The organism is Cryobacterium zongtaii (genome assembly GCF_002909375.1).
In the GTDB taxonomy this organism is placed as follows: Bacteria; Actinomycetota; Actinomycetes; order Actinomycetales; family Microbacteriaceae; genus Cryobacterium; species Cryobacterium zongtaii.
Map to the genome: position 1 here is coordinate 150,047 of NZ_PPXD01000008.1, position 25,658 is coordinate 175,704.

Below are 25,658 nucleotides of genomic sequence, written 5' to 3' on the forward strand. Positions count from 1 at the left end.
CCTCGAGCTTCTGTACCCACTCTCTTCCCGATGACGCGATGCGAGTTCCCCCTCCCGTCACTAGGCAAACACGAAAGAACCTGAGGATTATGGCATCCCTTCTCTACCGACTCGGTCGGTTCTCCGCCCATCGGGCCTGGCTGGTCATCGTCGCGTGGGTGGTCATTCTCGGCCTCGCCGGCGGCGCCTTCGCCCTCTTCGGCGGCACTCTCACCTCGGCGGTGAGCATCCCCGGCACCGCCACCCAGAAGGTGAGCGACGAGCTCGCCGAGAAGTTCCCCGCCGCCAGCGGTGGTCGGGGCTCCGTCGTTTTCACCACCACCGACGACACGGCGTTCACGGCCGAGCAGAAAACGGCGATCGGTGAGCTGCTCGCCGACACCGTCGAGCTCGACAACGTGACGTCGAGTACCAACCCCTTCGACACGCAAGCGCAGATCGACGGCCAGGCCCAGCAGATCATCGACGGCCGCCAGCAGATCGTCGACGGCACGACCCAGATAGATGCCGGGCAGGCGCAGATCGACGCGGCCACCGCCCAGCTCGCTGCCGGTCAGGCACAGCTCGACGCTGCCCGCAGCCAGGCGGAGGCGGCCGGACAACTCGCCGCCGCCCAGCCGGCGCTGGATGAGCAGCAGGCCCAGCTTGACGCGGGCGCTGCAGCCATCGCCGAGCAGCAGGCCACTCTCGATGCGGGCCGCACCGCCCTGGAGACGCAGAGCACCACCCTGGAACAGGGCTCCGACCTGCTCGACCTGGCCGCGGGCATCCGCCAGGTATCGGACGATGAGACGACCGCGGTCGCGAGCCTGCAGTTCGACACGTCGCTCAACCAGGTTCCGGCCGAGTCGAAGGAGGCGGTTGTCGAGGAGATGGAGAACGCCCAGATCGACGGCGTCGTCGCCGAGGTGTCCAACGAGATCGCCGCCAGCATTCCCGAGATCCTCGGCCCGGGCGAGATCGGCGGCGTGATCATCGCGGCCGTCGTGCTGTTCGTCATGCTCGGCACACTGATCGGTGCGGGTCTTCCGCTGGTGAACGCGCTCATCGGCGTCGGTGTCGGCGTGCTCGCGTCGCTCGCCCTGTCCGGCAGCGTCGAGATGCTCTCCGTCACCCCGGTCCTGGGCGTCATGCTCGGGCTCGCGGTCGGCATCGACTACTCGCTCTTCATCCTCAACCGGCATCGCACCCAGCTGCGCAGAGGGGTAGAGCTGCAGGAGTCGATCGGACTGGCGAACGGCACCTCCGGCAACGCCGTGGTGTTCGCCGGCGCCACCGTGCTCATCGCCCTGCTCGCCCTCAACCTCACCGGCATCCCGTTCCTGGGCCTGATGGGCACCGTCGGCGCCGTCTGTGTCTTCGTGGCGATCCTCGTCGCGATCACCCTGACGCCGGCGCTGCTGGGCCTGGTCGGCGAGAAGATCCTCACCAAGAAGGCACGCGCGCACATCGGCACCCCCTCCGCCAAGGTCTCGGCGCCGATCAAGCCGATGAACACCCTGCGCGCCGTCGTGACCGTGATCGCGGGCATTGCCGTGCTGCTGATCGTGGCGATCCCCGCGCTGTCCATGCGCCTGGGGCTCCCCGCCGGCTCGTCCGAGCCGCTGGACTCGAGTGCGTACCGGGCCTACAAGCTCGTCGACGACAAGTTCGGCGCCGGTGTCAACGGCCCGCTGCTCGTGGTCGCCGACCTCGAGACGGCCATCACCGACGACGAGCTCATCGCCGAACAGGTGCGCATCGGAACCGCGCTGAAGGCGGAGAACGACGTCGTCGCGGTCGCACCGATCGGTGCGTCCGACGACGACCTGCTGCTCGCCTTCCAGGTCATCCCCGGGGACGGGCCGAACAGCGAGTCCACCGAGCAGCTGGTGCGGGATCTGCGAGGCCTCGACATCGACGGGGTCAGCTCCCTCGGCGTCGCCGGCAACGCATCCGGCAACATCGACGTCAGCGAGAAACTCGCCGACGCTCTGCCGCTGTACCTGCTCGTGGTCGTCGGACTCTCGTTGATCATCCTGATCTTCGTGTTCCGCTCGATCCTGGTGCCGATCACCGCGACCCTCGGCTTCGTGCTGTCGTTGTTCGCCTCGTTCGGCGCGATCACGGCGGTCTTCCAGTGGGGCTGGCTCGGTGCGCTGTTCGGCATCCATGACCCGGGGCCCATCCTGAGCTTCCTGCCCATCCTGGTTGTCGGCGTGCTGTTCGGCCTGGCGATGGACTACCAGCTGTTCCTGGTCAGCGGCATGCGCGAAGCGTACGCCCACGGCGCACCGGCCCGGATGGCCGTGCAGCGCGGTTTCCACGCCGGCCGCACGGTGGTCATCGCCGCGGCGCTGATCATGGCCTCGGTCTTCTCCGGTTTCGTGTTCTCGAACTCGGTGATGATCCAGTCGATCGGCTTCGGGCTCGCCATCGGCGTGCTTTTGGACGCCTTCGTGGTGCGGTTGCTCATCATCCCGGCCGTGATGCACCTGCTGGGTGACGCGGCCTGGTGGCTGCCGAAGTGGCTGGACCGCATCCTGCCCAACGTCGACGTGGAAGGCGCATCGCTCGAGCGCACGCACCCGGTGCACCCGGCGGATGAGCCCGAGCTCGTCACCACCCCGCGCGTCTAAGCACGCACCCCGCTCGGCCCACGGCGCGGCTCGATCCCTCACGGATCGGGCCGCGCCGTTTCCGCACCCTGCTGGCCACGCCCCTTGGCCGCTCTCCCCGGCCCGCCCTCCCCAGGCCCGCGCACTCAGGCTGGAGGCCTAGGCTGGTCGGGTGATAAACCCCGTCATCCGCCCGCGACGACTGCGCAGCACCCCCGCACTCCGCCGCCTGGCCAGCGAAACCCGTGTCCACCCCGCCGAGCTCGTTCTGCCGCTCTTCGTGCGTGAGGGCAACGAGTCCACCCCGATCTCGTCGATGCCGGGCATCGTGCAGCACAGCGTCGACGGCGCCCGCCGCGCCGTGGCGGAGGCCGCCGCGGCCGGCATCGGGGGAGTGATGCTCTTCGGAGTCCCCGCCGTGCGCGATGCCACCGGCACCGGCGCCACCGACCCCGACGGCATCCTGAACGCCGCCACCCGCGCCGTGGTCGCCGAAGTGGGCGACGCCCTCGTGGTGCAGACCGACCTGTGCCTGGACGAGTTCACCGACCACGGCCACTGCGGTGTGCTCGCCGCCGACGGTTCCGTCGACAACGACGCCACCCTGCTGCGCTACAACGACATGGCGCTGGCGCAGGCCGAGGCCGGCTCGGCGCTGCTGGGCCTGTCCGGCATGATGGACGGTCAGGTCGCCTCCGTGCGCGCCACCCTCGACGCCGCCGGCTACGCCGACACCGCCGTGCTGGCCTACTCGGCCAAGTACGCCTCCGCCTACTACGGCCCGTTCCGCGAGGCCGTGCAGTCCACCCTCGTCGGCGACCGCCGTACCTATCAGCTCGACCCCGCCAACCGCCGCGAGGGCGTGCGCGAGGCCCGCATCGACATCGACGAGGGCGCCGACGTCGTCATGGTCAAGCCAGCAGGCAGCTACCTCGACGTGCTCGCCGAGGTCGCCGCGATGAGCGAGGTCCCGGTCTGGGCGTACCAGGTGTCCGGCGAATACGCCATGATCGAGGCCGCAGCCGCGCAGGGCTGGATCGACCGCCGCCGTGCCATCGAGGAGTCGGTGCTCAGTATCCGCCGGGCCGGCGCCGACGCCATTCTCACCTACTGGGCAGTCGAACTCGCCGCCTGGCTCACCGAAACGGATGCCCGATGACGCACACCACCCACAACGACGAGCTCTTCGCCCGCGCCCAGCTCTCCATCCCGGGCGGTGTCAACTCGCCGGTGCGCGCCTTCCGCTCGGTCGGCGGCACCCCGCTGTTCCTGGTGAAGGCGGCGGGCGCCTACGTCACCGACTCCGACGGACGCGAGTACGTCGACCTGGTCAGCTCCTGGGGTCCGGCGATCCTCGGCCACGCGCATCCCGCCGTCGTTGGCGCCGTGCAGGAGGCCGCCGCACTCGGGCTCTCCTTCGGGGCCTCCACCCCTGGCGAGACCGTGCTGGCCGAGCTGATCAAGAGCCGGGTCGGCGCGATCGAGAAGCTGCGCCTGGTCTCCACCGGAACCGAGGCCACCATGACGGCCATCCGCCTGGCCCGCGGCTTCACCCAGCGTGACCTGCTGATCAAGTTCGCCGGCCACTACCACGGCCACTCCGACGGCCTGCTGGCCGAGGCCGGCTCCGGCCTGGCCACCCTCGCGCTGCCCGGCTCGGCCGGCGTCACCGCGGCCACCGCGGCGCAGACCCTGGTGCTGCCGTACAACGACCTGGGCGCCGTGCGCGCCGCGTTCGAGGCGTACCCCGGTCAGATCGCCGCGGTGATCACCGAGGCCGCCGCCGCGAACATGGGCGTCGTCGCCCCGGATGCCGGCTTCAACGCGGCCCTCTGCGACCTCGCCCACGAATACGGCGCGCTGCTCATCGTCGACGAGGTCCTCACCGGCTTCAGGGTGCACCCGGGCGGCTACTGGGCGTTGCAGGCCGAGGACGGCGAGAGCTACACGCCGGACCTGTTCACCTACGGCAAGGTCATCGGCGGCGGCCTGCCGGTCGCCGCGCTCGGTGGCCGGGCCGACGTGATGGACTTCCTCGCCCCTGCCGGGCCGGTCTACCAGGCCGGAACGCTCTCGGGCAACCCGGTGGCCGTGGCCGCAGGCATCGCCACCCTCACCGCGGCCGACGGCCACGTGTACGAGCGCCTGAACGAGACCGCCGAGCTGCTCTCCGAGGCCGTGTCCAGTGCGCTCTTCGCCGAGGGAGTCGCGCACAGCGTTCAGCACGCGGGCAACCTGTTCAGCTTCGTCTTCGGTCAGGAAGCCGCGATCACGCCGCCGCGCAGCTACGCCGAGGTGCAGCGCCAGGAAACCTACCGGTACGGGCCGTTCTTCCACTCCATGCTCGAAAGCGGCATCTCCCTGCCGCCGTCGGTGTTCGAGGCCTGGTTCGTCTCCGCCGCGCATGACGGCGACTCGATCGGCAAGATCCTCGAGGCACTGCCGGCCGCGGCCAAGGCGGCCGCCGAGGCGCGCCCGGCAGCCTGAATCGGGAGCCACCCGCTGACTGAAGCGGCTCGTCTAGGGGCACTCCAGCGCGGCGGCGTTACGTCTTTGTGAGGTAGCGACAGGAGGTTTTCCAACCGGACCCGGCAGACTGGGGGAATGGCTTCCTTGCGCGTACATCCCGATCGGCTGGAGATTCACCTGACGGCCGCGGAAAAGACGCTGGCGTTCCGCCGAGAAGACGTGGTGATCCAGCGTGAGAACATCCGATCGGTGACGATCACGGATGATCCGTGGATTTGGGTGCGCGGCATCCGCGCCCCTGGCGCCCTCGTGCCGCTGGTCCTGGCCGTCGGTGTGTGGAAGTTCCACGGCGGCAAGGACTTCCTGGCCATCAAGCGCCGGCGCCAGGCCGTCGTGATCGACCTGATCGGCGACGACTTCGCCCGGGTGATCCTGTCGACCAACCACGCACCCGACCTCATCGCCTCGCTCAAGCTCGAGGCCACCGACGCGCAGGACGTGCCGGAGCTCGACGAGCCGGCCAAGCCGGTCAAGCCGGCCAAACGGGTGCGAACCCCCAAGGCCGTCAAGCCCGTCGAGACGAGTCATCCCGTGGACGCTGCTGCGCCGGTGAAGCCGGCCCGGCGGGCCAGGCCGGGCAAGGCCGTCGGAACCGTCGAACCGGCCGAGACCGCCGAGACGATTGAGTCGGCCGCTCCGGCCAAGCCCGCCCGGCGGGTCAGGACCGCCAAGCCCGTCACGGTCGTCGAACCGGCCGAAGCGGTCGAGCCCGCCGAACCCGCCGTTGCGGTCAAGCCCAAGCGCACGTCTCGCGCCAAGGTGGCCCCGGTCGCCGAGAGCGACGTTGAGGTGACCGCTGAGCCGGTAGATGAGCCGGTCGAGTCGCCGGAGGCCACCGCCTAGGTCGCCCGGCTCGAGAGGGGTCAGCGAATGGTGCTGGCCCGCACGTGGATGCGTTCGCCGGTCTGGCCGAACAGGCTCAGGATCTCCGTAGGCTCCGGCCCCGCGCTGCCGAAGGCGTGCGGCACCCGGGTGTCGAACTCCGCGACCTCGCCCACGCCGAGGATCATGTCGTGGTCGCCCAGCATCAGGCGCAGGCGACCGCTCAGCACGTAGAACCAGTCGAATCCCTCGTGGCTGCGCTGCTCGAGTTGCTCGTCGCCGGCGCGCCCGGGGATGGTCACCTTGAACGCCTGCAGGCCGCCGGCGGTACGGCTCAGCGGCACGAAGGTGCGGCCGTGGCGGGTGAACGGGCGTTGATCCAGCCGCGGGTCGTCGGTGGCGGGAGTGTGCACCAGGTCGTCGATGGTCACGTCATGGGCGCTCGAGAGAGCGAGCAGCAGTTCCAGGGTGGGCTTGCGCTGCCCTGACTCCAGGCGGGAGAGGGTGCTCTCGGAGATTCCGGTGGTCGCGGAGAGCTGGGCCTGGGTGCGGCCGCTCTGCAGGCGCAGCTCACGCAGCCGGGCGCCCACGGTTTGGGCCACGGATGGCGGGTCAGAGGTCATCCCCCCATCGTGCCACTACTCGCGAAAGCGGTCTTGTGGCTGCCACAGCCGGCGGAAGCAAGCGAGTGCCCGCTCTCGCGGCCGCACTCAGGCGAGGCGGTCGAGGAACTGGAGCGTGCGCGCCAGGATGAGCTCGGCGATTTCCTCGTCATATTCGTTCAGGCTGGGGTCGGCGACCAGGTGGGCGGAGCCTGGGTAGATGTACAACTCGGCCGCACCGGCATCCTCGGCGAGTTCCTCGACTTCGAGCAACTCGACCCAGTCGTCCTCCGCGGTCACGTGCAGTTGCAGCGCTGCCGTGGCTGGCCAGTCCGAACCGAACATGGCGGCCGGAACCCCGCCGTGGTACAGGATCGCGCCGAGAGCACCTGGGCGGGTCTGGGCGAGCTTCTGGGCCGGCAGGGAGCCGAGCGAGAAGCCGGCGTAGACAGTGTCCGCGGGCATCGCATCCGCTGCCCGTTCGCCACGCTCGATGATGGTGTACACGCCGGTCTTCTCGGCGTGCGCGACACCGGCGTCGAGGGTGTCGAAGGTGAGCCCGTCGTAGAGGTCGGGCACGACCACGTCGTGGCCGGCGTCCCGCAGGCGCTGGGCGAAATCTGCCACCCCGTCGGTGAGGCCCTGCGCGTGGTGAAAGAGGATGACGTGGGTCACAACGGTCCTTTCGGCACGGTCCGGCCCGGTCGGGAACCTAGGCGGACAGGAAGAGGATGAATCCGATCAGCGGCAGCGTACCCTGCGTGAGGGCCGACCTGACCCTGCCCGGCCCCGAGGTGGTGAGAACGATGGCGGCGACGAACATCGACGCCGAGCTGAACAGGATCAGGGCCGCGCCGGCCTGCTCGGGGCCGCCGAAGTACAAGAACAGCCCGAGGACGGCGCCCACCGCCAGAAAGAGATTGTAGAAACCCTGGTTGTAGGCCAGGACTCGGGTGGTCTCCGCCTCGGTCTGGCTGGCCAGGCCGAAGCGCCGCCAGATCTTCGGCCGAGTCCACCAGGCACTCTCCATCAGAAAGATGTAGACGTGCAGCACCGCGGCGAGAGCGATGAAAACGGATGCGATGATGGCCATTCCGTCAGCCTAGCTGGGCGTTTACCGTCGCGGCAGGTGCCAGCAGGTGTCAGCGCAATACGTCGACGACGGTGCGGCCGTGCACCCGGCCGGCCAGGATGTCTTCGGCGGCCGCGAATGACTGCTCGAGGGTGATGACCGAGGTCAGGCTGTCAAGCAGCTCGAGGTCGAGGTCGGTCGAGAGGTGCGCCCAGGCCTCCTCGCGAAGGGGCAGGGGAGCCTCGACCGAATTGATGCCGGCCAGGGTGACCGCGCGCAGGATGAACGGCATCACGGTGGTCGGCAGGTCGGCACCCTGGGCCAGCCCGCAGGCGGCAACCACCCCGCCCTGGTTGGTCTGGGCGAGGATGTTGGCGAGGGTGAAGCTGCCGACGGAGTCGATCGCGCCGGCCCAGCGCTGGGTCTGCAGGGGCTTGCCCGCCTCGTCGAGGGTGTGCCGGTCGAGGATCTCGGAGGCGCCGAGACCGCGCAGGTAGTCCCCGAGCTCGTTCCCGCGGCCGGTGGAGGCGACCACGTGGTAGCCGCGCGCCGCGAGCAGCGCGATGGCGATCGACCCGACGCCGCCGGCGGCGCCGGTCACGAGGACATCTCCGGAGTCGGGGGTCACGCCGCCGCGTTCGAGGGCGAGCACCGCGAGCATGGCCGTGAAGCCGGCCGTGCCGATGGCTGCGGCGCGCTGGGCGCTCACGGCCTTCGGCAGGCGCACCAGGGAGCCGCCGGAGACGCGGGCCCGTTCGGCGAGGCCACCGTGGTGGCTTTCGCCGATCCCGGCGCCGTTGAGGATGACGTGGTCGCCGGTCGCCCAGCGTGGGTCGTTGCTGGACTCGACGGTGCCGACCAGGTCGATGCCCGCGATCAGCGGCCAGACCCTGGCCACGCCGGGCTTGCCCATCAGGGCCAGGCCGTCCTTGTAGTTGATGCTGGAGAACTCCACCGCCACGGTGACATCGCCGTCCATCAGCGCAGCGTCACCAAGCGTGGTCAGGGCCGAGGACTGGGTGCGAGTGCCCGACTCATCCTCAGTGCGGGTGACGACGATCGCGCGGAATTCGGTAGCAGACATGCCTTCACCCTAGACCCGCCAGATGTGCCGGATCCGGTCCGGCACCGGGCCTTTCTGCCCGAAGCGCCCTCAGGTGACGTCGCGCTTCCAGCTGATGAAGTAGCCGCCTACGGTGGCGGCCAGCCCGTAGGCCAACAGCACCAGGCCGCCCTGCCAGCTGGTGAGCACGGCCATGCCCGGGCTGGTCAAGGCGTAGAAGCTCTCCCCCACCAGGGCGTCAGAGGCGGCGCCCGGCAGGAACTTGCCGATGTCGGCGGTCACCTCGGTGAACGTCGCGGCGAAGCGCAGCAGTGGCTCGACGAACTGGGTGAACGCGAGCACGATCACGATCGACGCGACCTGGCTCGGCACGAGCACGCCCAGGCCCACACCGATCACGGCCCAGAGCGCCATTGCGAGCACTGTACGGCCGATCAGGGCCCAGGTTTCGCCGTCGGCGAGCAGCGGGTCCACGCCGAAGCCACCGAGAACCAGCGCGCCGACTCCGACGGATGCGGCCAGGCCGACCACGCCCAGCGCCGCACCCACCACGAACAGGGCGATGGTCTTGGCGCCAAGCACCCGGCCGCGCTTCGGGGTGGCGAGGAAGGTGGGAGTGAGGGTCTGGTGCCGGAACTCGCCCGTGGTGGCCAGGGCGCCCAGCAGCACCGGGAAGACATACCCCACCGAGGAGGCGAAGCTGTAAATCAACAGGGGCACGCTGCCCAGGCTGGTCAGGTCGGCACCGCCGCCGCCGGCGTTCATGGCGTCGGGGGTGATGGCGCCGCTGTCCAGGCCGCCGAACAGGGCGGCGAGGCCGCCGGCCAGCAGGGTGATATAGCCGAAGAGCACCAGCGCAAGGATCCACCACATCCGGGTGGTCAGGATCTTGCTGAATTCGGCGGCCACGGGGCGCAGGATCAGGTTCACAGCGAGTCGCCTCCTTCGACGAGGGCGAGGAAGGATTCTTCCAGGCCCGCCTTCTGCCGGTGCAGTGCGTTCAATTCCACGCCCGCGGCGAAAGCTATGTGCCCCACCCGGCCGGGGTCCGGCACCGCGACGATCAGGCCGGTGCGGCCGGAGGTGAAGGGCAGGCCGGCCTCGGTGAGGGCCGCGATGAGGGCGTCCCGGTCCGGGGAGTCCACGATGACCTGCGGCGCGATGTTGGTGTCGAGGCTGGACAGCGGGCCCGAGTGCACCAGTTCACCCTTGGCGATGATGATCACGTCGTCGACACTCTGCTGCACCTCGCTGAGCAGGTGGGAGCTGACCAGCACGGTGCGCCCCTCTGCGGCCATGCTGCTGAGGAAGCCGCGGATCCATTTGATGCCTTCTGGATCGAGGCCGTTGATCGGTTCGTCGAGCACCAGCACGCCGGGGTCTCCCAGCAGCGAGTAAGCCAGGCCCAGTCGCTGGCGCATACCCAGCGAGTACCCGCCGACCCGCTGGCTGGCGTGTTCGGCCAGGCCCACCGTGTGCAGCACCTCGGCGACCCTGGTGCGGGGGATCCCGGCGGCGATGGTGTACACGCCCAGGTGATGGGCTGCGGTGCGACCCGGGTGGAAGCTGGCGGCTTCCAGCGCCGCCCCGACGGTGTGCAGCGGTCGGGGCAGGTCACGGTAGCGCAGGCCCCCGAAGGTGGCGGTGCCCGATGTGGGGGCGACGAGGCCCAGCAGCATCCGCAGCGTCGTGGTCTTACCGGCGCCATTCGGGCCGAGGAAACCGGTGACCCGGCCGGGCTCGACGGTGAAGGACAGGTCATTGACCGCCGTGACCTGGCCGAACTTTTTGGTGATGCTGGTGAATTCGATGACAGCGCCGATTGGCATCCGAGTCCCCTCTATCGCTCGATGCCCAGCCTATGGGGAAAACGAGCCGGTCCGCCGGGGTTTTTCGGGCGTGGGTGAGTCAACCTTGGCCGAATGCGGTCACCGGAGCACAAAATCCGTGATCGCCGCCAGCAGCACATCGATCTCGCCGGGGGTGCTGTACGGGGCCAGGCCGATGCGCAGGGCACCGGCCTCCCCCAGGCCCAGGTGCCTGGAGGCCTCCAACGCGTAGAACGAGCCGGAGGGCGCGAGGATCCCACGCTCGAACAGGAACTCGGTGGCGTCGGCGGCACTCCGGCCCGCGAAGCCCACCAACACCGTGGGGGTGCGCTCGACGGCCCGGGAATACACCGTCACGCCGGGCAGGGCGGCCAGCCCGGACTCCAGCCGGTCGCGGAGGGAATCCTCGTGGGCCTCGGCCAGTTTCAGCGAGGAGCGCAGCAGCGCCCGGCGGCTGATGCTCGGCCGCGCCGCCACCCCGGTGGTCAGCTCGCCGAGCCCCGCGAGGAAGTCGACGGCGGCGCTCACCCCGGCCAGGGTCTCGTACGGCAGGGTGCCGAGTTCGAAACGCTCCGGCACCACATCCGTCGATGGCAGCAGCTTGTCGGGGTGGATGCCGGCCAGCAGCGCCGGGTCCGCCGCGAGCACTCCGCAGTGCGGGCCGAAGAACTTGTATGGCGAGCAGACGAAGAAGTCCGCGCCGAGCACGGCGAGGTCCACGAAAGTGTGCGGCACGTAGTGCACGCCGTCGACGAAGAGCAGCGCCCCGGCCTCGTGCACCACCGCGGCGATCTCGGCGATCGGCGGCCGCGTGCCGATCAGGTTGGAGGCGGCTGTCACCGCCACGAGGCGGGTGCGGGCGGTGAGCACCGCGGCCACCGCGGACGCGGGCAGTTCACCGGTCTCCGGGTCGAAGTCAACCCAGACCACGGTGGCGCCGGCGCGGTCGGCGGCCTGCAACCAGGGGCGGATGTTGGCGTCGTGGTCGAGCCTGGACACCACGATCTCGTCGCCGGGCGCCCAGTCGCGCGCGAGGTGGCGGGAGAAGTCGTAGGTGAGCTGGGTGGCGCTGCGTCCGTAGACGATGCCGTGCGGGTCGGCGCCGAGCAGGTCGGCCATTGCCGAACGGAATTCGGTGACGGCATCGTCGGCGTTCCGCTCCGAGAGGCTGCGGCGGCCGCGGATCGACAGCGGGCCGGTGAGGGTGTCGAGGATGGCCTGTCCGACCCCGAGCGGGGTCTGCGTGCCGCCAGGGCTGTCGAAGTGCACGGTTCCGGCCGAGAGGGCGGGGAAATGGGCGCGGATCGATTCGACGTCGTAGGTCACCCTGCCATCCAAGCATTGATCCGGCGACCGCCGCCGCCGCCGCTGACGCCGACACCGACACCGAACTACCATGGCGCCATGCCAGAGACCCCGGCGGTGCCCTCCGGACGCCGGCGCGTCTCGCCCGGGGCGGTTCTCGACGGGTTTTTCTTTGTGCTGGCCGGCCTCGCGTCGGTGTGGCTGGCGGTGCTGCTGGCCACCGAGAGCCTAGGCCTGGGCTGGGGGCTGCTCTGGTTCGCGGTGCTGTTCTGGGCGCTGCTGGCCTATCTGGTGCTGCCGCGCCTGCACCGCATCCTTACCCGGCTCTATGTGCCGGACTACTTCATCGGCCGCACCCGCACCAGCGACGGCCTGCTCGGCGACCCGGTCAACCTCGCCGTCATCGGAAGCGCCGAACAGCTGCACGCGGCGCTCGCCGCGGCCGGCTGGAACCGGGCCGACGACGTCACGCTCGCCTCGAGCTGGCGCATCGTGACCGCCACGGTACGCCGGCGTAGCTATCTGCGGGCGCCGGTGAGTCCGCTGCTGCTCTTCGACAGGGTGCAGGACTTCGCCTATCAGCAGGAGGTGGCGAACAACCCGGCCAAGCGCCACCACGTGCGCTTCTGGCGCTGCCCGGACGGCTGGATGCTGCCCGGCGGGCACCGGGTGGACTGGGTGGCGGCGGGCACCTTTGACAGGGCGGTGGGACTGTCGCTGTTCACCTTGCAGGTCACCCACAAGATCGACGAGCACACCGACATCGAACGTGACCACGTCGTGGCGAGCATCCGGCGGGCGGTGCCGCAGACCCGCCTGGTGCTGATCCGGGACTTCGCCACCGGCTACCACTCCCGGAACGGCGGCGGCGACAACATCCAGACGGATGGCGACCTGCCGGTGATCGACCTGCGCGGGATGCCTCTGATCGGGACGCCGCCCGGCACGGCGCTGCCCGATGGGGGAACCGTCATCGAATTGACCGGGCTGTCGTGACGGGCACGGTCGCCCCCGGCAGGGTCGAGCGTCCCCCGTCGGTGATCGGCGGGGTGCTGCTGATGTGGGTGCGGGCGCTGACGGGTGGATTCGCCATCCTCACTGTCGTCCTGTCGTGGGACAGCTTCGTGGGTACGATCGTGGTCAACGGCGAGAAGCTCGCTCGGAGCGACCCGCAGGCCGCCGGTGCCGTGCTTGGCTGGCTGCTCGCGGCCTACGGGCTTTACCTCGTGCTCTACCTGGGTCTGGCCGTGCTGGTGTTCACCGGCCACAACTGGGCCCGTGTGGTGGCGATGTCGTTTGCCTCGGTGAGCATCCTGCTCTCGTTCGCCGACTACGCGCTCAACGGCGCCCAGATCACCCTGCGCACATCGCTGGTGAGCGTCACGATCGACATCCTGATCCTGCTCGCGCTCTCGAGCACCCAGGCGCGCCACTACGCCCGGGCCGCAAGGGCGTCCCGGGCGTAGCGGTGAAACAACTCAGCCGTTGAACTCGACCGGGTCCGGGCCGATCCGGGAGTCGGTGTTCAGGCCGTCGATCAGCAGCAGGTCGGCGGGGCTGAGATCGAAGTCGAAGACGGCCAGGTTCTCAATGATGCGGCTGGGCGTGACCGACTTGGGGATCACGATGCGGCCCTGCTGCAGGTGCCAGCGCAGGATGACCTGCGCGGGGGAGCGGCCGGCGCGGGCGGCGACATCCGCCACGACGGGGTCGGCCAGCAGGCCGCCCTGCGCGAGCGGGCTCCAAGCCTCGGTCGCGATGCCCTGCGCCGCGTTGGCGGCGCGCACCGCCGTCTGGGTGAGGCGCGGGTGCAGCTCCACCTGGTTCACGGCCGGCACGATCCTGGAGGTATGGGTAAGACGCTCGAGGTGCTCGGGGGCGAAGTTCGAGACGCCGATCGCTCGTACTCGCCCGTCGGTGAGCAGCTGCTCCATGGCGCGCCACGACTCGATGTAGTTGTCGTTGGCCGGTGCGGGCCAGTGGATCAGGTAAAGGTCAAGGTAATCCAGGCCCAGCGCGGCCAGGCTGGCCTCGTGGGCGGCAATCGTGCTCGCAAAGCCCTGGTCGCTGTTCCACAGCTTGGTGGTGATGAACAGCTCGTCGCGCGGGATGCCCGACGCGGCCAGGGCACGGCCGACGCCGGCCTCGTTGCCGTAGATGGCGGCGGTGTCGATGCTGCGGTAACCGGCGTCGAGGGCGGCGGTCACGGCCGCGGCGGTCTCGTCGTCCGGCACCTGGAAGACGCCGAAGCCGAGCTGGGGAATCTCGACACCGTTGTTCAGGGTGATGGTGGGGATGCTCATGCGGTGGTCCTTTTGGTTCGGGGTGCGGGGGATCAGGAGGCGGTGGTGACGAGGGGGGTGGCGCTCGCCGCGGGGTCCGGCGCGGCGCTGGGCGGGGTCAGCACATTGCGGCGGGTGGCGGCCACGATCATCACGATCGCGGCGGCCGCGGTGATCGCGGCACCGGCCCAGAGCGGCGAGGTGTAGCCGAGGCCCACGCTGATGGTGATGCCGCCGATCCAGGCGCCGAGGGCGTTGCCCACGTTGAATGCGGCGATGTTGGCGCTGGAGGCCAGGGTCGGCGCGGTGTCGGCGTAGAGCATGATGCGGGTCTGCAGCCCGGGCACGGTCCCGAAGCCGAAGCCGCCCATCAGCACGAGCGCAATCACGGTGGCGACCGGGTTCGCCGCGGTGAGGGCGAAGAGCGCCATCACCACCGTGAGCCCGATCAACAGCACCACCAGGGTGGGATCGAGCCGCCGGTCGGCCGCCTTGCCGCCGAGGATGTTGCCCGCGAAGAGGCCGGCGCCGAAGACCACAAGCAGCCACGGCACGGCCCCGCTGGAGAAGCCGCTCACCTCGGTGAGTGTGTAGGCGATGTAGGTGAAGGCGCCGAACATGCCGCCGAAGCCGAGCACCGTCACCACCAGGGAGAGCCAGACCTGGCTGGAACGAAAGGCGCGCAGTTCGCCGCGCAGGTTGCTGACGTGCGCGGTGTCGTCGGTGGCGCGGGGCACGAGGACCACGATGCCGGCCAGGGCCACAACGCCGATCACGGTGATCGCCCAGAAGGTGGCCCGCCAGCCGAAGCTCTGGCCGATGAAGGTGCCGAACGGCACGCCGAGAACGTTGGCGAGGGTGAGGCCGGTGAACATGATGGCGATGGCGCCGGACTTCTTGCTCGGCGGCACGAGGCTGGCGGCGACGACGGCGCCGATGCCGAAGAAGGCGCCGTGACAGAGAGCGGCGATGATGCGGCCGAGCAGCATGATCGGGTAGCTCGGGGCGAGTGCCGAGATCAGGTTGCCGATGATGAAGAGCACCATCAGTCCCACCAGAACGTGTTTGCGGGGCAGCCGGGTCACCGCGGCGGTGAGCAGGATAGCGCCGACGGCGACGCTGAGGGCGTAGCCGGAGATGAGCCAGCCGGCGGCGGCCTCGGTCACGGCGAAGTCGGCGGCCACCTCGGGCAGCAGGCCGGCGATGACGAACTCGGTCAGGCCGATCCCGAAGCCGCCGAGGGCGAGTGCGATCAATCCAATGGGCATGCGGAAATTCCTTCAAGGGTGCGGCGGTGCGCGGGCCGTTGGTCGAGCCTGTCGAGGCCACGCGCTGGTAGTTGCAGGCGCGTCATAAATGATTGCACACGCTAGGTAACTGCGCAAGCAACTACTTTTTGCGAGCAAGCGGATGCGTGGTCGGGCTGATCTGCTCAGGCCGCGTGTGCCGCGCAGGCCGGGGCGGCGACGGCCACGCAGTCCGGGCAGGCAACCAGCTGCTCCCGGCAGGACACGTCCCGGCAGTTGAGCATGTTCTTGGTGCCCGCGCCGCAGACCTGGCAGTGGCCGAGAACGGTGGCGTGGTCGCTGAAATCCACCGACATCCGCTGGTCGAACACGTAGAGCGAGCCGTCCCAGAGCCCGTCGTCGCCGTAGGCCTCGCCATAGCGCACGATGCCGCCCTCGAGTTGGTAGACCTCGCCGAAGCCACGGTCCTTCATCAGTGACGACAGCACCTCGCAGCGGATGCCACCGGTGCAATACGTCACCACGGGCTGGCCCTTGAGGTGGTCGTATTTGCCGCTGTCGAGCTCGGCCGCGAACTCGCGGGTGTTCGCCACATCCGGCACCACGGCACCCCGGAACCGGCCGATCTCGGCCTCGAAGGCGTTGCGGCCGTCGAAGAACACCACGTCGTCGCCGCGTTCGGCCACGAGGGCGTGCAGTTCGGCCGGGGCCAGGCGGGTGCCGCCGCCCACGACGCCGCCGGCATCCACGGTGAGGGCCTCTGGCGAGCCGAAGCTCACGATCTCGTCGCGCACCTTCACCACCAGCCGAGGGAAGTCCAGGCTCGCCCCGGACTCGTCGAGGCCGGTTCCCTCACTCCACTTGAAGTCGATCTGGGCGAACGGTGCGTACTGACGGGTCTTGCGTACGTAGCGCTTGAGGGCGGGCAGGTCGCCGCCCACAGTGCCGTTCAGGCCGTCCCTCGAGATCAGGATGCGGCCGCGCAGGCCCAACGACTCGCAGAGGTCGCGCTGCCACAGGCGGATGGCTTCGGGGTCGCTGAGCGGAGTGAAGACGTAGTAGAGCAGGATCTTCGGAATGGCCACCCCCACATTTTAGGCGGCGGCGAGGGGCGCGAGGCGGCCCACGTAGGCTGAGCCAACCAGACCGCCACCAGATCCTTGGAGTGTGCATGACCACGATCGATCCCTTCGCCCGTTTCGGCGAGGTGCCCCAGTTCAACCTGACCAGCTCGGTGATGACCGACGGTGGCCCGCTGGCCGCCGCCCAGTACGGCGTCGGCGCCGGCGGTCAGGATGTCTCGCCCGACCTGCACTGGAGCGGCTTCCCGGCCGAGACCCAGAGCTTCGCACTCACTGTGTTCGACCCGGATGCCCCGACCGGTTCCGGATATTGGCACTGGGCGGTTTTCAACATCCCCGCCGACGTTGACAGCCTGCCCACCGGTGCCGGAGTCGCGAACTCGGTGCTGCTGCCCGCCGGTGCCGTCGTCATGCCCAACGAAATCCGCCAGCCCACCTTCATCGGTGCGGCACCGCCACGCGGAACGGGCACGCACCGCTACCAGTTCGTGCTGCACGCCCTCGACGTTGCAGACCTCGGCGTCGACCCGCAGGCCACCCCGGCCGTGCTCGGCTTCAACGTGCACTTCCATACCTTGGCCCGCGCCGTGCTCGAGGCCACCGGAGTCGCCGGAGGCGCCGCCTAGCGGTACTGAGCCGACAGCCCTCTCTCTCCTCGGGCGGCAGATCGCTCGTCCGTAAGCCATCCTCGACTACGCGCCCATCGCTTCGGTCGAGCGTGTCGAGACCCTCGCGCCCGTCCCCTTTGGCCCAGAACTGTGTTCGATAATTGCTCAAGTTCTTGCTGACAATTCCTCGCATATAGTTACGATTCGTGAGAGAATGGGGGTATGGACGACGAGCTGGATAGTGGCTCCACCGCACCGACGGGATCCTCTCCCACCGGGTCGAACTTGCACGACTGGAACACGGGCCTGTCCGGTCCGGATCCCCTCACAGGCCCGGATGTCCACAGTCTGAGCGGCACCACCGATATGAAGGCCGCCGCTGCAGGTGGAACTGCCGGCCGCACTCGGGGCCGCTCGAAGCCGCGGCCCGAGTGGCGGGATCCGGCCGAGCTGCCGGGGGTGCAGCGCGCGTATACCGGTGCGTTCGGTCAGAAGCTCCAGGCTCTGGATGATGCGGCGCGGACGGTGATGGCGGTGATGGACTCCATTGACGTGAACGCGTTGAGTGACCCGGAGGTGGTCGCGTTGACGCAGATGGTCGAGCGCACCGGTCGGCCGGTGGATGCGGCCCGGGTGGCCACGGCGACCGTGGTGGGTTACCGGGCTCGTACGGGGTTGGGTTCCGAGTCGTTGGCGTGGCGGTTGGGCACCTCGCACCCCACGGATTTGCTGATTCGGTTGACGGGCATGTCGGTGCCGGAGATGAAACGACGCGTGGCCCTGGGTGAGAAGGTCTCCCCGCGGATGCTGGGCGGCACGGTCCTGGAGCCCGAGTTCCCGTTCGTGGCCGCGGCACTGACCGCCGGGGAGATCGGCATCGACGCGGCCGAGAACATCGTCAAGGGCCTGGCCGACTACAAGGTGCACGGCCGCTTCGATGCCGACCAGTCGCTGGTGGACGGCGGTGAAGCCGAGCTGGTGGAATCGGCAACCGGGTCGGTATTCGGCGGCACCCCCGGACCCGGCGACATCGCCACCGCCACCGCCACCGCCACCGATACCGATACCGATGGTGCCGGGCCTGCCTGCACGGGGCCGGTCCGCCGTCTGGGTGCGTCGGCGGGGTTCACTTTTCCGGCGGACCGGATTCGGGAGATGGCGGCGACGTGGCAGGCGGTGTTGAATCCGGACGGGGCCGCGCCCACCGTGGAGATCCTCGAGGCCAAATCCACGTTCTCGTTCGGCAAACTCAGCCAAGGCCTGCACCCGCTGCGCGGTGGGGTGACCCCGGAGCTTAAGGGCATCATGCAGAACCTGTTCAATACGTTCCAGTCCGCGCGCAGCGCCCCCGCGTTCCCGTCCGCGGACGAACAGCAGCGCATCGAGGCCGGCGAACTCGTTCCCGGCGAGATCCTCGACGAACGCGACGGCGGCCAGAAACGTGCCGATATTCTCCGCGGCATCCTCGTCCAGGTCGCCCAAGACCCCCGCACCCCGACCATGGGCGGGATGCCACCGACGGTGATGGTGCACGTGAACGCAACCGACCTGATCAACGGGGTCGGCGTCGGTTGGATCGACGGCGTCGAGGGCCCCGTCTCGATGAAAACGATCAACCAGATGGTCGACAACGGCGGCTTCCGGCCGATCTTCTTCGGCGGCACCGGCGCCGTCCTCGCCCTCGGCGACAAAGTCCGCTGCTTCACCCCGCTGCAACGCAAAGCGATCACCGCCCGAGACGGCGGCTGCATCATCCCCGGCTGCACCTGCCCACCGCAATGGACCGAAGTGCACCATGTGACACCGTGGCAAAACGGCGGCCCGACCAACGCCTCGAACGGGGTGCTGCTGTGTTGGTATCACCACCACAACATCGACACCTCCGGATGGCACATCCGCATGGTCCTGGGCATGCCCGAAGTCAAAGCCCCCCACTGGATCGACCCCACCGGAACCTGGCGAAAACCACCCCAACACCGCGCCCACGACCCCAAATACCGCCGGCAAGACGAGTAGCCGCGGCTGATGCAAGGGGACGGTCGATTCAAGCCAAGTGAGAGATTCTCAGGTCATCTCATGGTTGCGCGCCTATGTTCTACACGCGGCAAAAAACGATGCAAGCGCTACCAACGCCAGTCGGCACTTCGAAGCCGCTTCCGGTAGCGCCACGTCGGCAGTAAGGCACCATGTTTCACTCGTCCCCCCACTCCAGCACCAGCTTCGACCCCGCTGCCGGCCCCTCCGCGGACTCGCACCTCACGCACCGGGAAACCGGCCTGTCCAGGGTGCCGGTGTGGCTCTGGAAAGCGATCATGACGCGCATCGCGCCGGGCGAACTGCACAAGTTCAACGCCGACCCGATCGACGACGTCGACTACCACTTCGACCTTGACTACGTGGGCGACGGCATCCGTGATCACCGCCTCGACGTTCTCGTGCCGCACGAGCACCACGACGGTCATCCCGACAGCCACGACGTGACCACGCCACCGAGCCCGCTGCCCGTCTACATCTACTTCCACGGCGGCGGTTGGACGTCCGGCGACAAGGCGCCGCTCACCAAGTACGCTGCCAGCCAGGCGGTCGAGGGCATGGTTGTCGTCAACGCCAACTACCGCATGGCCACTCGATTCAAGATCGGCCACATGCTCGACGACGCCAACGCTGTGCTCACCTGGGTCCAGCGCAACATCGTCGAATACGGCGGCGACCCCACCCGCATCGTTCTCGGCGGCGACTCGGCGGGCGGGCACATCGCGGCCCTGCTCACCGCCGCGGCCAACGACGACACCCTCGCCGCGCACTACAACCTCGACCTGCCGATCGAGGCCGGCCACCTGCGCGGACTCGTGCAGCACTGCAGTATCGCCGACTTCTCGGTCATGTTCGAGCGCGGCTTCGTGCTCAGCCTCAACTTCCTGCGGATGCTGCTTCCCGAACGCAGCCCCGGAATGTCGCTGCGCGACGCCGCCCGATTCCTCTCGCCCATCGAGTGGCTCGACAAGGGCTTCCCGCCGGTCTTCATCACGACCTCCGAGCGCGACTACTTCTACCGGGCCAACCTCAACTTCATCGAGGCCCTGCGCCGACGGTCCATCCTGGCCGACACGGTGATCTACGGCCGGCACCGCACCAACACCCGGCACACCTGGCAGCAGGACGCCCGGCACCCCGAATCGCAGGAGGTCTACCGCCGTCTGGGTTCATTCGTGCGCAAGGTGGCGGCGCTGCCCACCCAGGCTCGGTACACGCCTGCTCAGGCCGAGCCCGCCCTGGCCTAGCTCCCCGGCCTGCGCGGTTCTGCCCGGGCATGGTAGACAAGTTCGACACTTGCCAGGCCATTCGGGCCGCGCCAGCCAAGAGGAGCACACATGAGCCAGGCCGACACGTTCCCGGTGACCGGGCTCCCCAAGACCGGGCTACCCACCCGCGCCCTCGTCGTCGGTGACCCGTTCCGGGCCGAGCAGATCTCCCACCTGCTCGACAACGTGCGCGAGGTCGCCCACCAGCGTGAGTATCGCTCGTTCGTCGGTGACTGGAACGGCAGCACCGTCGTCGTCTCCTCGCACGGTGTGGGCGCCCCCGGCGCCATCTGTCTGTTCCAGGAGCTGATGGATGCCGGCGTGGACACCATCATCAGGCTCGGCACCGCCGGAGCCCTGCTGCGTGGCATCGGCGACGGCGACCTGATCATCGCCGAGTCCTGCGTGCGCGACGACGGCGTCACCCACCAGCTGGTGCCGGAGAGCTACCCGGCCGCCGCGAATCCCGAGGTCGTGATCGCTTTGGCCGAGGCAGCCCGGCGGCACGACGCCCCCCACCACCGCGGAATCGTCTGGACCCGGGCGGCCTTCTACCCGGGAATCATCGATCTCAACCAGGCCGGTTACGTGAAGCTCGGCGTGCTCGCCATCGAAATGGAACTCTCGGCCCTGCTCGTGCTCGCCTCCACCCGCGGCGTGCGCGCGGGCGGCGGCCTCGTGATCGACGGCGCCACCGCCGACGACCTCGTCGACACCACCGGATACGACCCGCATCGCACCGTCGTGGCGGATGGCGTCAGTCGCGGCATCTCCGTCACCCTCGACGCCCTCGTCGCCCTGCCGGAGCTCGCCTGATGGCCACCGACCACGTCGACCTGATCCTCACCGCGGATGCCGTGCTCACCGTCGACGCCGCTGGCACGATCATCGAGGCCGGCGCCGTCGCCATCCGTGCCGGGATCATCGTCGGCGTCGGGCCGGCCGCCGACCTGCTCGCCCGGTACGACGCGGCGGAGGTGCTCGAGAGCCCGGGCTGCGTGATCGCCCCCGGCTGGGTGAACACCCACAGCCACTTGGCCATGAACCTGTTCAGGGGCGCGGCCGACGACGTCACCCTCGAGGTGTTCCTCGAGCGGATGGTCGGCGCCGAACTCGCCACCCTCAGCGCCGAGACTGTCGCCGTCGGCACCAGGGCCGGGATCGCCGAGTGCCTCTTGGGCGGCACCACCACGGCGCTGGACATGTACTGGTTCCCGCGGGCCAGCCGCGCTGTCGCGGCGGAGGCCGGATTCCGGCTGCTGAACGGCCCCACCTTCCTCGGCAACGCGGACCCCGAGGGCCGCGACTTCGCGGGCATGCTCGAGGAAGCCAGATCGATCCTCACCGACAACCGCACCGAGTCGCCCGACGACGACCTCTGGGTGATGCCCCACTCGGCCTACACCCTCAGTAGCGACCAGCTGGAGAGCATTCGGGAGCTGGCCGCCTCGCGCGGCGCCCGCATCCACACGCACGCCTCTGAGAGCCTCGGCGAACTGGCGCTGACGGTGCAGGTCAACGGTGACCGGCCGGTCGCCGTGCTCGATGCGGCCGGGCTGCTGACCAACCACACCGTCCTGGCCCATGCCGTGCACCTCACAGACGACGAGGTCACCCGCATCGCCGCCAGCGGCGCCGCCGTGGCGCACTGCCCGATGTCGAACCTCAAGCTCGGCTGCGGCATCGCCCGGCTGCCCGAGCTGTTGCAGCACGGCGCCGCCGTGGGCTTGGGCACCGATGGGGCCGCCTCTGCCGGTTCCCTCGACATGTACGCCGCCGTGCGGATGGCCGCGCTGCTGCACAAGGGCACCAGCAACGACCCCACCATGATCAGCGCCGAACGCGCCGTGCGGCTCGGCACCGTCGACGGCGCCCGCGCCCTCGGTCTGGCCGACGTGGGCACGATCGAGCCCGGCATGCAGGCCGACCTCCAGGTCGTGCGCATCGACACACTGAACAGCAGCCCCGGCCGTGACCCGTGGTCTGCGCTGGCCTACACGGCCACGGCCACCGACGTGCGACACGCCGTGGCCCGGGGCCGGATTGTGCTGCGCGACAGGGTGCTGCAGACCATCGACGAGACGTCGGCCCTGCGCGAGCTGTCGGAGGCCGCCGCCCGCTAGCATCATCGGGTGCACATGTTCTTTCGAACCCTGCTCCATAGCCTGCTGTCGCGCTTCGGCCCACGCCTCGGGCACTACGACGTCGCCCGCACGCGGTTCATCACGCTGCCCACCGACCAGGACATCCTGCGGCACATGAACAACGGCGTGTACCTGTCGATCATGGACATCGCCAGGTTCGACATGCTGCACCGCACCGGAATCTGGGCGATCTTCCAGGCCAAGGGCTGGTATCCGGTGGTGGTGGCCGAGACCATCAGTTTTCGCAAGTCACTGACACTCGGCCAGCGGTTCACCGTCGAGTCGCGCATCTTGGGTTTCGACGACAAGGCCGTTTACGTCGAGCAACGCTTCGTGCGGCCCGTTGAGGGCCCGGATGCGAGACCGGGCGACGTCGAGGTCTACGCCCGCGGCTTCATCCGCGGCCGGTTCCTCAAGCGCACGGGCGGCGTGGTCACCATCGACGAACTCACCGACGCCGTCGGTGCCGTGCCCGCCGAAGTGAGCGTGCCCGACTGGCTGCTCGAGTGGAGCGCCGACGTGGCCATGCCCGCTACCCGGGCGCCGGCCCCCAGCATCTGGGAGTAGTGGCTAGGCGCGGTCCTCGCTTGCTGGCGCAGGGGTGGGCTTGGGCACCAGGAGCTCTTGATAGTGACTCTGCAGCGCGGGGTAGTACTTGCTGAACGACGGCAGCGCGTGGTGGGTGCGGGAGGCGACGAGCCTATCGAGGTAGTAGTCCCAGACCGGCCCGAACGTGGCGGCCTCGGCGGGGGAGTGCAGCCGCAGCCCGAAGGTCAGCACGGTCTTGCCGGATCCGCCCGACAGATGCGCCATCACCCGCCAGGCATCCTCGCCCTCGCCGATGTCCAGCGCCAACTTCTTGAATTCGACACATTCCAGAATGCTCACGTACTCCCACTGCGAGTCGTTCTTCGATTCCATCCGGAACCGCACGGCCCCGGTGCGAGGGGACCCTGTGTAGGTGCCGATCCAGCCGTGCAGGCCCTCGGGTTTGGTCACGGCCTCCCACACCGACTCCGGGGCCGCCGGGAAGATGCGGTCGAAGAGCAGATAGAGCCCGTCCTCCCGGTGGGCGAACCGCCCTGTGGCGTGGGCGACGTCCGGCGGACCGGGCAGGGGCTGGGTGGGCATGGTGACCTCCACGTTGAGTGAAACACGAGCCTTCCCTCTGAGGCTATGCCTAGTTCGAGGCCGCCGCCAGAGTCCTCAGTCGCCCTCGAGCACGGCCATGGCGGCGTTGTGCCCGCCGAGTCCGCTCACCCCGCCGCCGCGCCGAGCGCCGGCTCCACAGAGCAGAATCCGCGGATGCCGGGTAGCCACGCCCCAGCGCTGGGCGGCGGTGTCCCTGGGCGCGTCATCTTCCAGGAACGGCCAGGACAGGAGCCCGTGGAAAATGTCCCCGCCGGGCAGGTTGAGCGCCGACTCGAGGTCCGCGGTGGTCTTGGTCTCGATGCACGGCCTGCCGGCGGCATCCCGGAGCAGCAGGTCCTCGATGGGTTCGGCCAGCACCGAGTTGAGGGAGGCCAGAACGGCGGCCTGCAACTGGGCCCTGACGGCGGTGTTGTCCAGGCGGGTAAGCCGGTCGGGGGTGTGCAGGCCGAACACCGTGAGGGTCTGCGCGCCGGCCGCCACCAGTTCCGGCGAGAGGATGCTCGGATCGGTGAGGGAGTGGCAATAGATCTCACAGGAGACCAGACCGGGGACCCGGCCCGCACTGGCCTGCCGATACGCGTCCTCGAGCTGGCTGAGCGTCTCATTGATGTGAAAGGTTCCGCCGAACGCGGCCTCGGCCGACACCGACGCATCAAGCAGGCGGGGAAGTCGGCTGAGCAGCAGATTCACCTTCACCTGGGCGCCCTCGGGCTTCACGGTGTCCGGTGTGCGCTCACCAAGCAGGCCGTCCAGCACCCACGGTGCCACGTTCGCCAGCACGTGGCTTCCCACGGTGCTCTCGTCCCGGAGTTCGTGCCGGTAGCGCACGGTGCCGTCCGGATCGATGCTGGTGACCTCTGCGCTCGTCAGGATGCGCGCACCGGCCTGGCGGGCAACTCGCTCCAGCTCCCCGGTCACCGCACCCATACCGCCGACGGGTACATCCCAGTCGCCGGTGCCGTTTCCGATCGAGTGGTAGAGAAAGCAGCGGTTCGCATCCAGTGACGCGTCATTCACCGAGGTGAACGTGCCGATCAGGCCGTCGGTGGCCACCACCCCGCGCACGAGGTCGGAGCCGAATCGCCGGTTGAGCATGTCGCCGAGGGGATGCTCGATGAGCTCGTCCCACAGGGCGTCGTCGCCGACCAGCCGGCGGGCCTCTGACCGGGTGGGAAGCGGCTCGCACACCGTGGGGAACAGCGCACGGGCCAGATGCCCGAGGTCGCCACCGAGTTGCTGCCACCCCGCGATGTCCGCCCCGGCTCCAATCCGGTCGAAGGAGGCCCGCGTCGCCTCGGCATCGCCCGCATCCACCAGCAGGCCGGTCGCCGGGTTGGCCGGATCCGGGGTGTACGACGAGTACCGCCGCCGCGCCAGCTCGATCGACAGGCCGAGCTCGTCGATGATGCGGGCAGGCAGCAGGCTCACCAGGTACGAGTACCGGGACAGACGGGCATCCACCCCGGTGAAGGCGGCAGCCGATACCGCTGCTCCGCCCACGTGGTCGTCCCGTTCGAGAACCAGCACCCTCCGCCCGGCCTTGGCCAGATAGGCCGCGGCGGTGAGGCCATTATGGCCGCCTCCGACGATCACGATGTCGTGCGTGGAGTCCATGAAAGAGCCCTTCTCAAGCGCCGATGCTGGTCTGTCGACCCTATCCTCGCTAGGGCGACACGCCCGGGATGCGGATGGGATTTGCGACCCCCCCAGAATCCCCGTAATGTCATCTCTCGTCACCCCACAGGTTCGGAAAGCCGAAGAGCTACCGGCCTCAAGCGGGACCAAATCCAAGCAGAAAAGAAAGCGATTCTTCGCTTTGTACAGCTTGATGAAGTTTGCTTCGAATTCCCGAATAGGAATCCCAGCAGACAACAAGAACAAACATCGAAGTGCCCCGGAGCGACAGCCATTAGGCCTGAAGTCGGGTGCGTCCGATCCTTGAGAACTCAACAGCGTGCACAATGTCAAATGCCAAAAACCTCGGTCGTAGGGTCCCTTTCTAGGGGATACCGCGACAGAGAT

24 protein-coding genes are annotated in these 25,658 nt (G+C 69.0%); 12 read left to right on the forward strand and 12 right to left on the reverse strand.

Annotated elements, in window-relative coordinates; all coding sequences use genetic code 11:
* Window positions 1–89 precede the first annotated feature (89 nt).
* The 4 genes from C3B61_RS07940 to C3B61_RS19865 all read left to right on the forward strand — a co-directional run bounded on the left by C3B61_RS07940 (window position 90) and on the right by C3B61_RS19865 (window position 5,969).
* A complete protein-coding gene (locus C3B61_RS07940; RefSeq protein ID WP_103460122.1) occupies window positions 90–2,618 on the forward strand; it encodes an MMPL family transporter in 2,529 nt (842 codons plus the stop codon).
* Window positions 2,619–2,772: 154 nt separating this feature from the next.
* Window positions 2,773–3,756 carry a porphobilinogen synthase gene (gene hemB, locus C3B61_RS07945; RefSeq protein ID WP_425266415.1) on the forward strand — a complete coding sequence of 328 codons (984 nt, stop codon included), beginning with the start codon at window positions 2,773–2,775 and terminating at the stop codon, window positions 3,754–3,756.
* Complete coding sequence (hemL, locus tag C3B61_RS07950; protein WP_103429832.1) at window positions 3,753–5,084, forward strand: glutamate-1-semialdehyde 2,1-aminomutase; 1,332 nt, start codon at window positions 3,753–3,755, stop codon at window positions 5,082–5,084. The genes hemB and hemL overlap by 4 nt, the downstream gene beginning before the upstream one ends.
* Window positions 5,085–5,201: 117 nt before the next feature.
* On the forward strand, window positions 5,202–5,969 hold the full coding sequence (locus tag C3B61_RS19865) for a hypothetical protein (RefSeq protein WP_208858787.1): 768 nt from the start codon (window positions 5,202–5,204) through the stop codon (window positions 5,967–5,969).
* Between the two features lie 20 nt (window positions 5,970–5,989).
* Here C3B61_RS19865 and C3B61_RS07960 read toward each other — a convergent pair whose 3' ends face one another.
* From C3B61_RS07960 to C3B61_RS07990, 7 genes are all read right to left on the reverse strand, one after another.
* Window positions 5,990–6,571, reverse strand: coding sequence for a helix-turn-helix domain-containing protein (locus C3B61_RS07960; protein WP_103460124.1), 582 nt, complete (start codon window positions 6,569–6,571; stop codon window positions 5,990–5,992).
* Window positions 6,572–6,658: 87 nt separating this feature from the next.
* Window positions 6,659–7,225: a dienelactone hydrolase family protein gene (locus C3B61_RS07965; RefSeq protein ID WP_103460125.1), complete on the reverse strand. Its 567-nt coding sequence runs from the start codon at window positions 7,223–7,225 to the stop codon at window positions 6,659–6,661.
* Window positions 7,226–7,262: 37 nt separating this feature from the next.
* A complete protein-coding gene (locus C3B61_RS07970) occupies window positions 7,263–7,643 on the reverse strand; it encodes a DUF1304 domain-containing protein (protein ID WP_088454872.1) in 381 nt (126 codons plus the stop codon).
* Window positions 7,644–7,692: 49 nt separating this feature from the next.
* Window positions 7,693–8,706, reverse strand: a complete 1,014-nt coding sequence (locus C3B61_RS07975; RefSeq protein WP_103460126.1) for an MDR family oxidoreductase — start codon at window positions 8,704–8,706, stop codon at window positions 7,693–7,695.
* A 69-nt stretch (window positions 8,707–8,775) separates the two neighbouring features.
* The gene (locus C3B61_RS07980; protein ID WP_240632326.1) at window positions 8,776–9,615 is read right to left on the reverse strand and encodes an ABC transporter permease; all 840 of its coding nucleotides are present in this window, start codon (window positions 9,613–9,615) and stop codon (window positions 8,776–8,778) included.
* The gene (locus tag C3B61_RS07985) at window positions 9,612–10,514 is read right to left on the reverse strand and encodes an ATP-binding cassette domain-containing protein (protein ID WP_103460127.1); all 903 of its coding nucleotides are present in this window, start codon (window positions 10,512–10,514) and stop codon (window positions 9,612–9,614) included. Before C3B61_RS07985 ends, C3B61_RS07980 begins: the two co-directional genes overlap by 4 nt.
* Window positions 10,515–10,613: 99 nt before the next feature.
* A complete protein-coding gene (locus tag C3B61_RS07990; RefSeq protein ID WP_103460128.1) occupies window positions 10,614–11,840 on the reverse strand; it encodes a cysteine desulfurase-like protein in 1,227 nt (408 codons plus the stop codon).
* A 78-nt stretch (window positions 11,841–11,918) separates the two neighbouring features.
* Here C3B61_RS07990 and C3B61_RS07995 point away from each other — a divergent pair, with 78 nt between their 5' ends.
* Both C3B61_RS07995 and C3B61_RS08000 read left to right on the forward strand, forming a co-directional pair.
* Window positions 11,919–12,815: an LssY C-terminal domain-containing protein gene (locus C3B61_RS07995; protein WP_103460129.1), complete on the forward strand. Its 897-nt coding sequence runs from the start codon at window positions 11,919–11,921 to the stop codon at window positions 12,813–12,815.
* The gene (locus C3B61_RS08000; protein ID WP_103460130.1) at window positions 12,812–13,285 is read left to right on the forward strand and encodes a hypothetical protein; all 474 of its coding nucleotides are present in this window, start codon (window positions 12,812–12,814) and stop codon (window positions 13,283–13,285) included. The genes C3B61_RS07995 and C3B61_RS08000 overlap by 4 nt, the downstream gene beginning before the upstream one ends.
* A 12-nt stretch (window positions 13,286–13,297) precedes the next feature.
* Here the strand turns inward: C3B61_RS08000 and C3B61_RS08005 are convergent, their stop codons facing one another.
* The 3 genes from C3B61_RS08005 to trhO all read right to left on the reverse strand — a co-directional run bounded on the left by C3B61_RS08005 (window position 13,298) and on the right by trhO (window position 16,433).
* Window positions 13,298–14,122: an aldo/keto reductase gene (locus C3B61_RS08005; protein ID WP_103460131.1), complete on the reverse strand. Its 825-nt coding sequence runs from the start codon at window positions 14,120–14,122 to the stop codon at window positions 13,298–13,300.
* A gap of 32 nt (window positions 14,123–14,154) precedes the next feature.
* On the reverse strand, window positions 14,155–15,369 hold the full coding sequence (locus C3B61_RS08010) for an MFS transporter (protein WP_103460132.1): 1,215 nt from the start codon (window positions 15,367–15,369) through the stop codon (window positions 14,155–14,157).
* Between the two features lie 164 nt (window positions 15,370–15,533).
* The gene (trhO, locus tag C3B61_RS08015; protein WP_103460156.1) at window positions 15,534–16,433 is read right to left on the reverse strand and encodes an oxygen-dependent tRNA uridine(34) hydroxylase TrhO; all 900 of its coding nucleotides are present in this window, start codon (window positions 16,431–16,433) and stop codon (window positions 15,534–15,536) included.
* Between the two features lie 86 nt (window positions 16,434–16,519).
* Here trhO and C3B61_RS08020 point away from each other — a divergent pair, with 86 nt between their 5' ends.
* The 6 genes from C3B61_RS08020 to C3B61_RS08045 all read left to right on the forward strand — a co-directional run bounded on the left by C3B61_RS08020 (window position 16,520) and on the right by C3B61_RS08045 (window position 23,051).
* Window positions 16,520–17,056 (forward strand): YbhB/YbcL family Raf kinase inhibitor-like protein, encoded by a 537-nt coding sequence (locus C3B61_RS08020; RefSeq protein ID WP_088454879.1) that lies wholly within the window; start codon window positions 16,520–16,522, stop codon window positions 17,054–17,056.
* Window positions 17,057–17,260: 204 nt separating this feature from the next.
* The gene (locus tag C3B61_RS08025; protein WP_103460133.1) at window positions 17,261–19,054 is read left to right on the forward strand and encodes an HNH endonuclease signature motif containing protein; all 1,794 of its coding nucleotides are present in this window, start codon (window positions 17,261–17,263) and stop codon (window positions 19,052–19,054) included.
* A 170-nt stretch (window positions 19,055–19,224) separates the two neighbouring features.
* Entirely contained in the window at window positions 19,225–20,319 is a 1,095-nt protein-coding gene (locus tag C3B61_RS08030; RefSeq protein ID WP_244285877.1) for an alpha/beta hydrolase, read from the forward strand.
* 90 nt (window positions 20,320–20,409) lie between these two features.
* Entirely contained in the window at window positions 20,410–21,156 is a 747-nt protein-coding gene (locus C3B61_RS08035) for a nucleoside phosphorylase (protein ID WP_103460134.1), read from the forward strand.
* A complete protein-coding gene (locus C3B61_RS08040; RefSeq protein WP_103460135.1) occupies window positions 21,156–22,463 on the forward strand; it encodes an amidohydrolase family protein in 1,308 nt (435 codons plus the stop codon). Before C3B61_RS08035 ends, C3B61_RS08040 begins: the two co-directional genes overlap by 1 nt.
* 9 nt (window positions 22,464–22,472) lie before the next feature.
* On the forward strand, window positions 22,473–23,051 hold the full coding sequence (locus C3B61_RS08045; protein WP_208858788.1) for a thioesterase family protein: 579 nt from the start codon (window positions 22,473–22,475) through the stop codon (window positions 23,049–23,051).
* 3 nt (window positions 23,052–23,054) lie between these two features.
* Here C3B61_RS08045 and C3B61_RS08050 read toward each other — a convergent pair whose 3' ends face one another.
* Window positions 23,055–23,615, reverse strand: coding sequence for an SRPBCC domain-containing protein (locus C3B61_RS08050; RefSeq protein ID WP_103460137.1), 561 nt, complete (start codon window positions 23,613–23,615; stop codon window positions 23,055–23,057).
* Between the two features lie 75 nt (window positions 23,616–23,690).
* Window positions 23,691–25,250, reverse strand: a complete 1,560-nt coding sequence (locus tag C3B61_RS08055; RefSeq protein WP_103460138.1) for a phytoene desaturase family protein — start codon at window positions 25,248–25,250, stop codon at window positions 23,691–23,693.
* Window positions 25,251–25,658 lie beyond the last annotated feature (408 nt).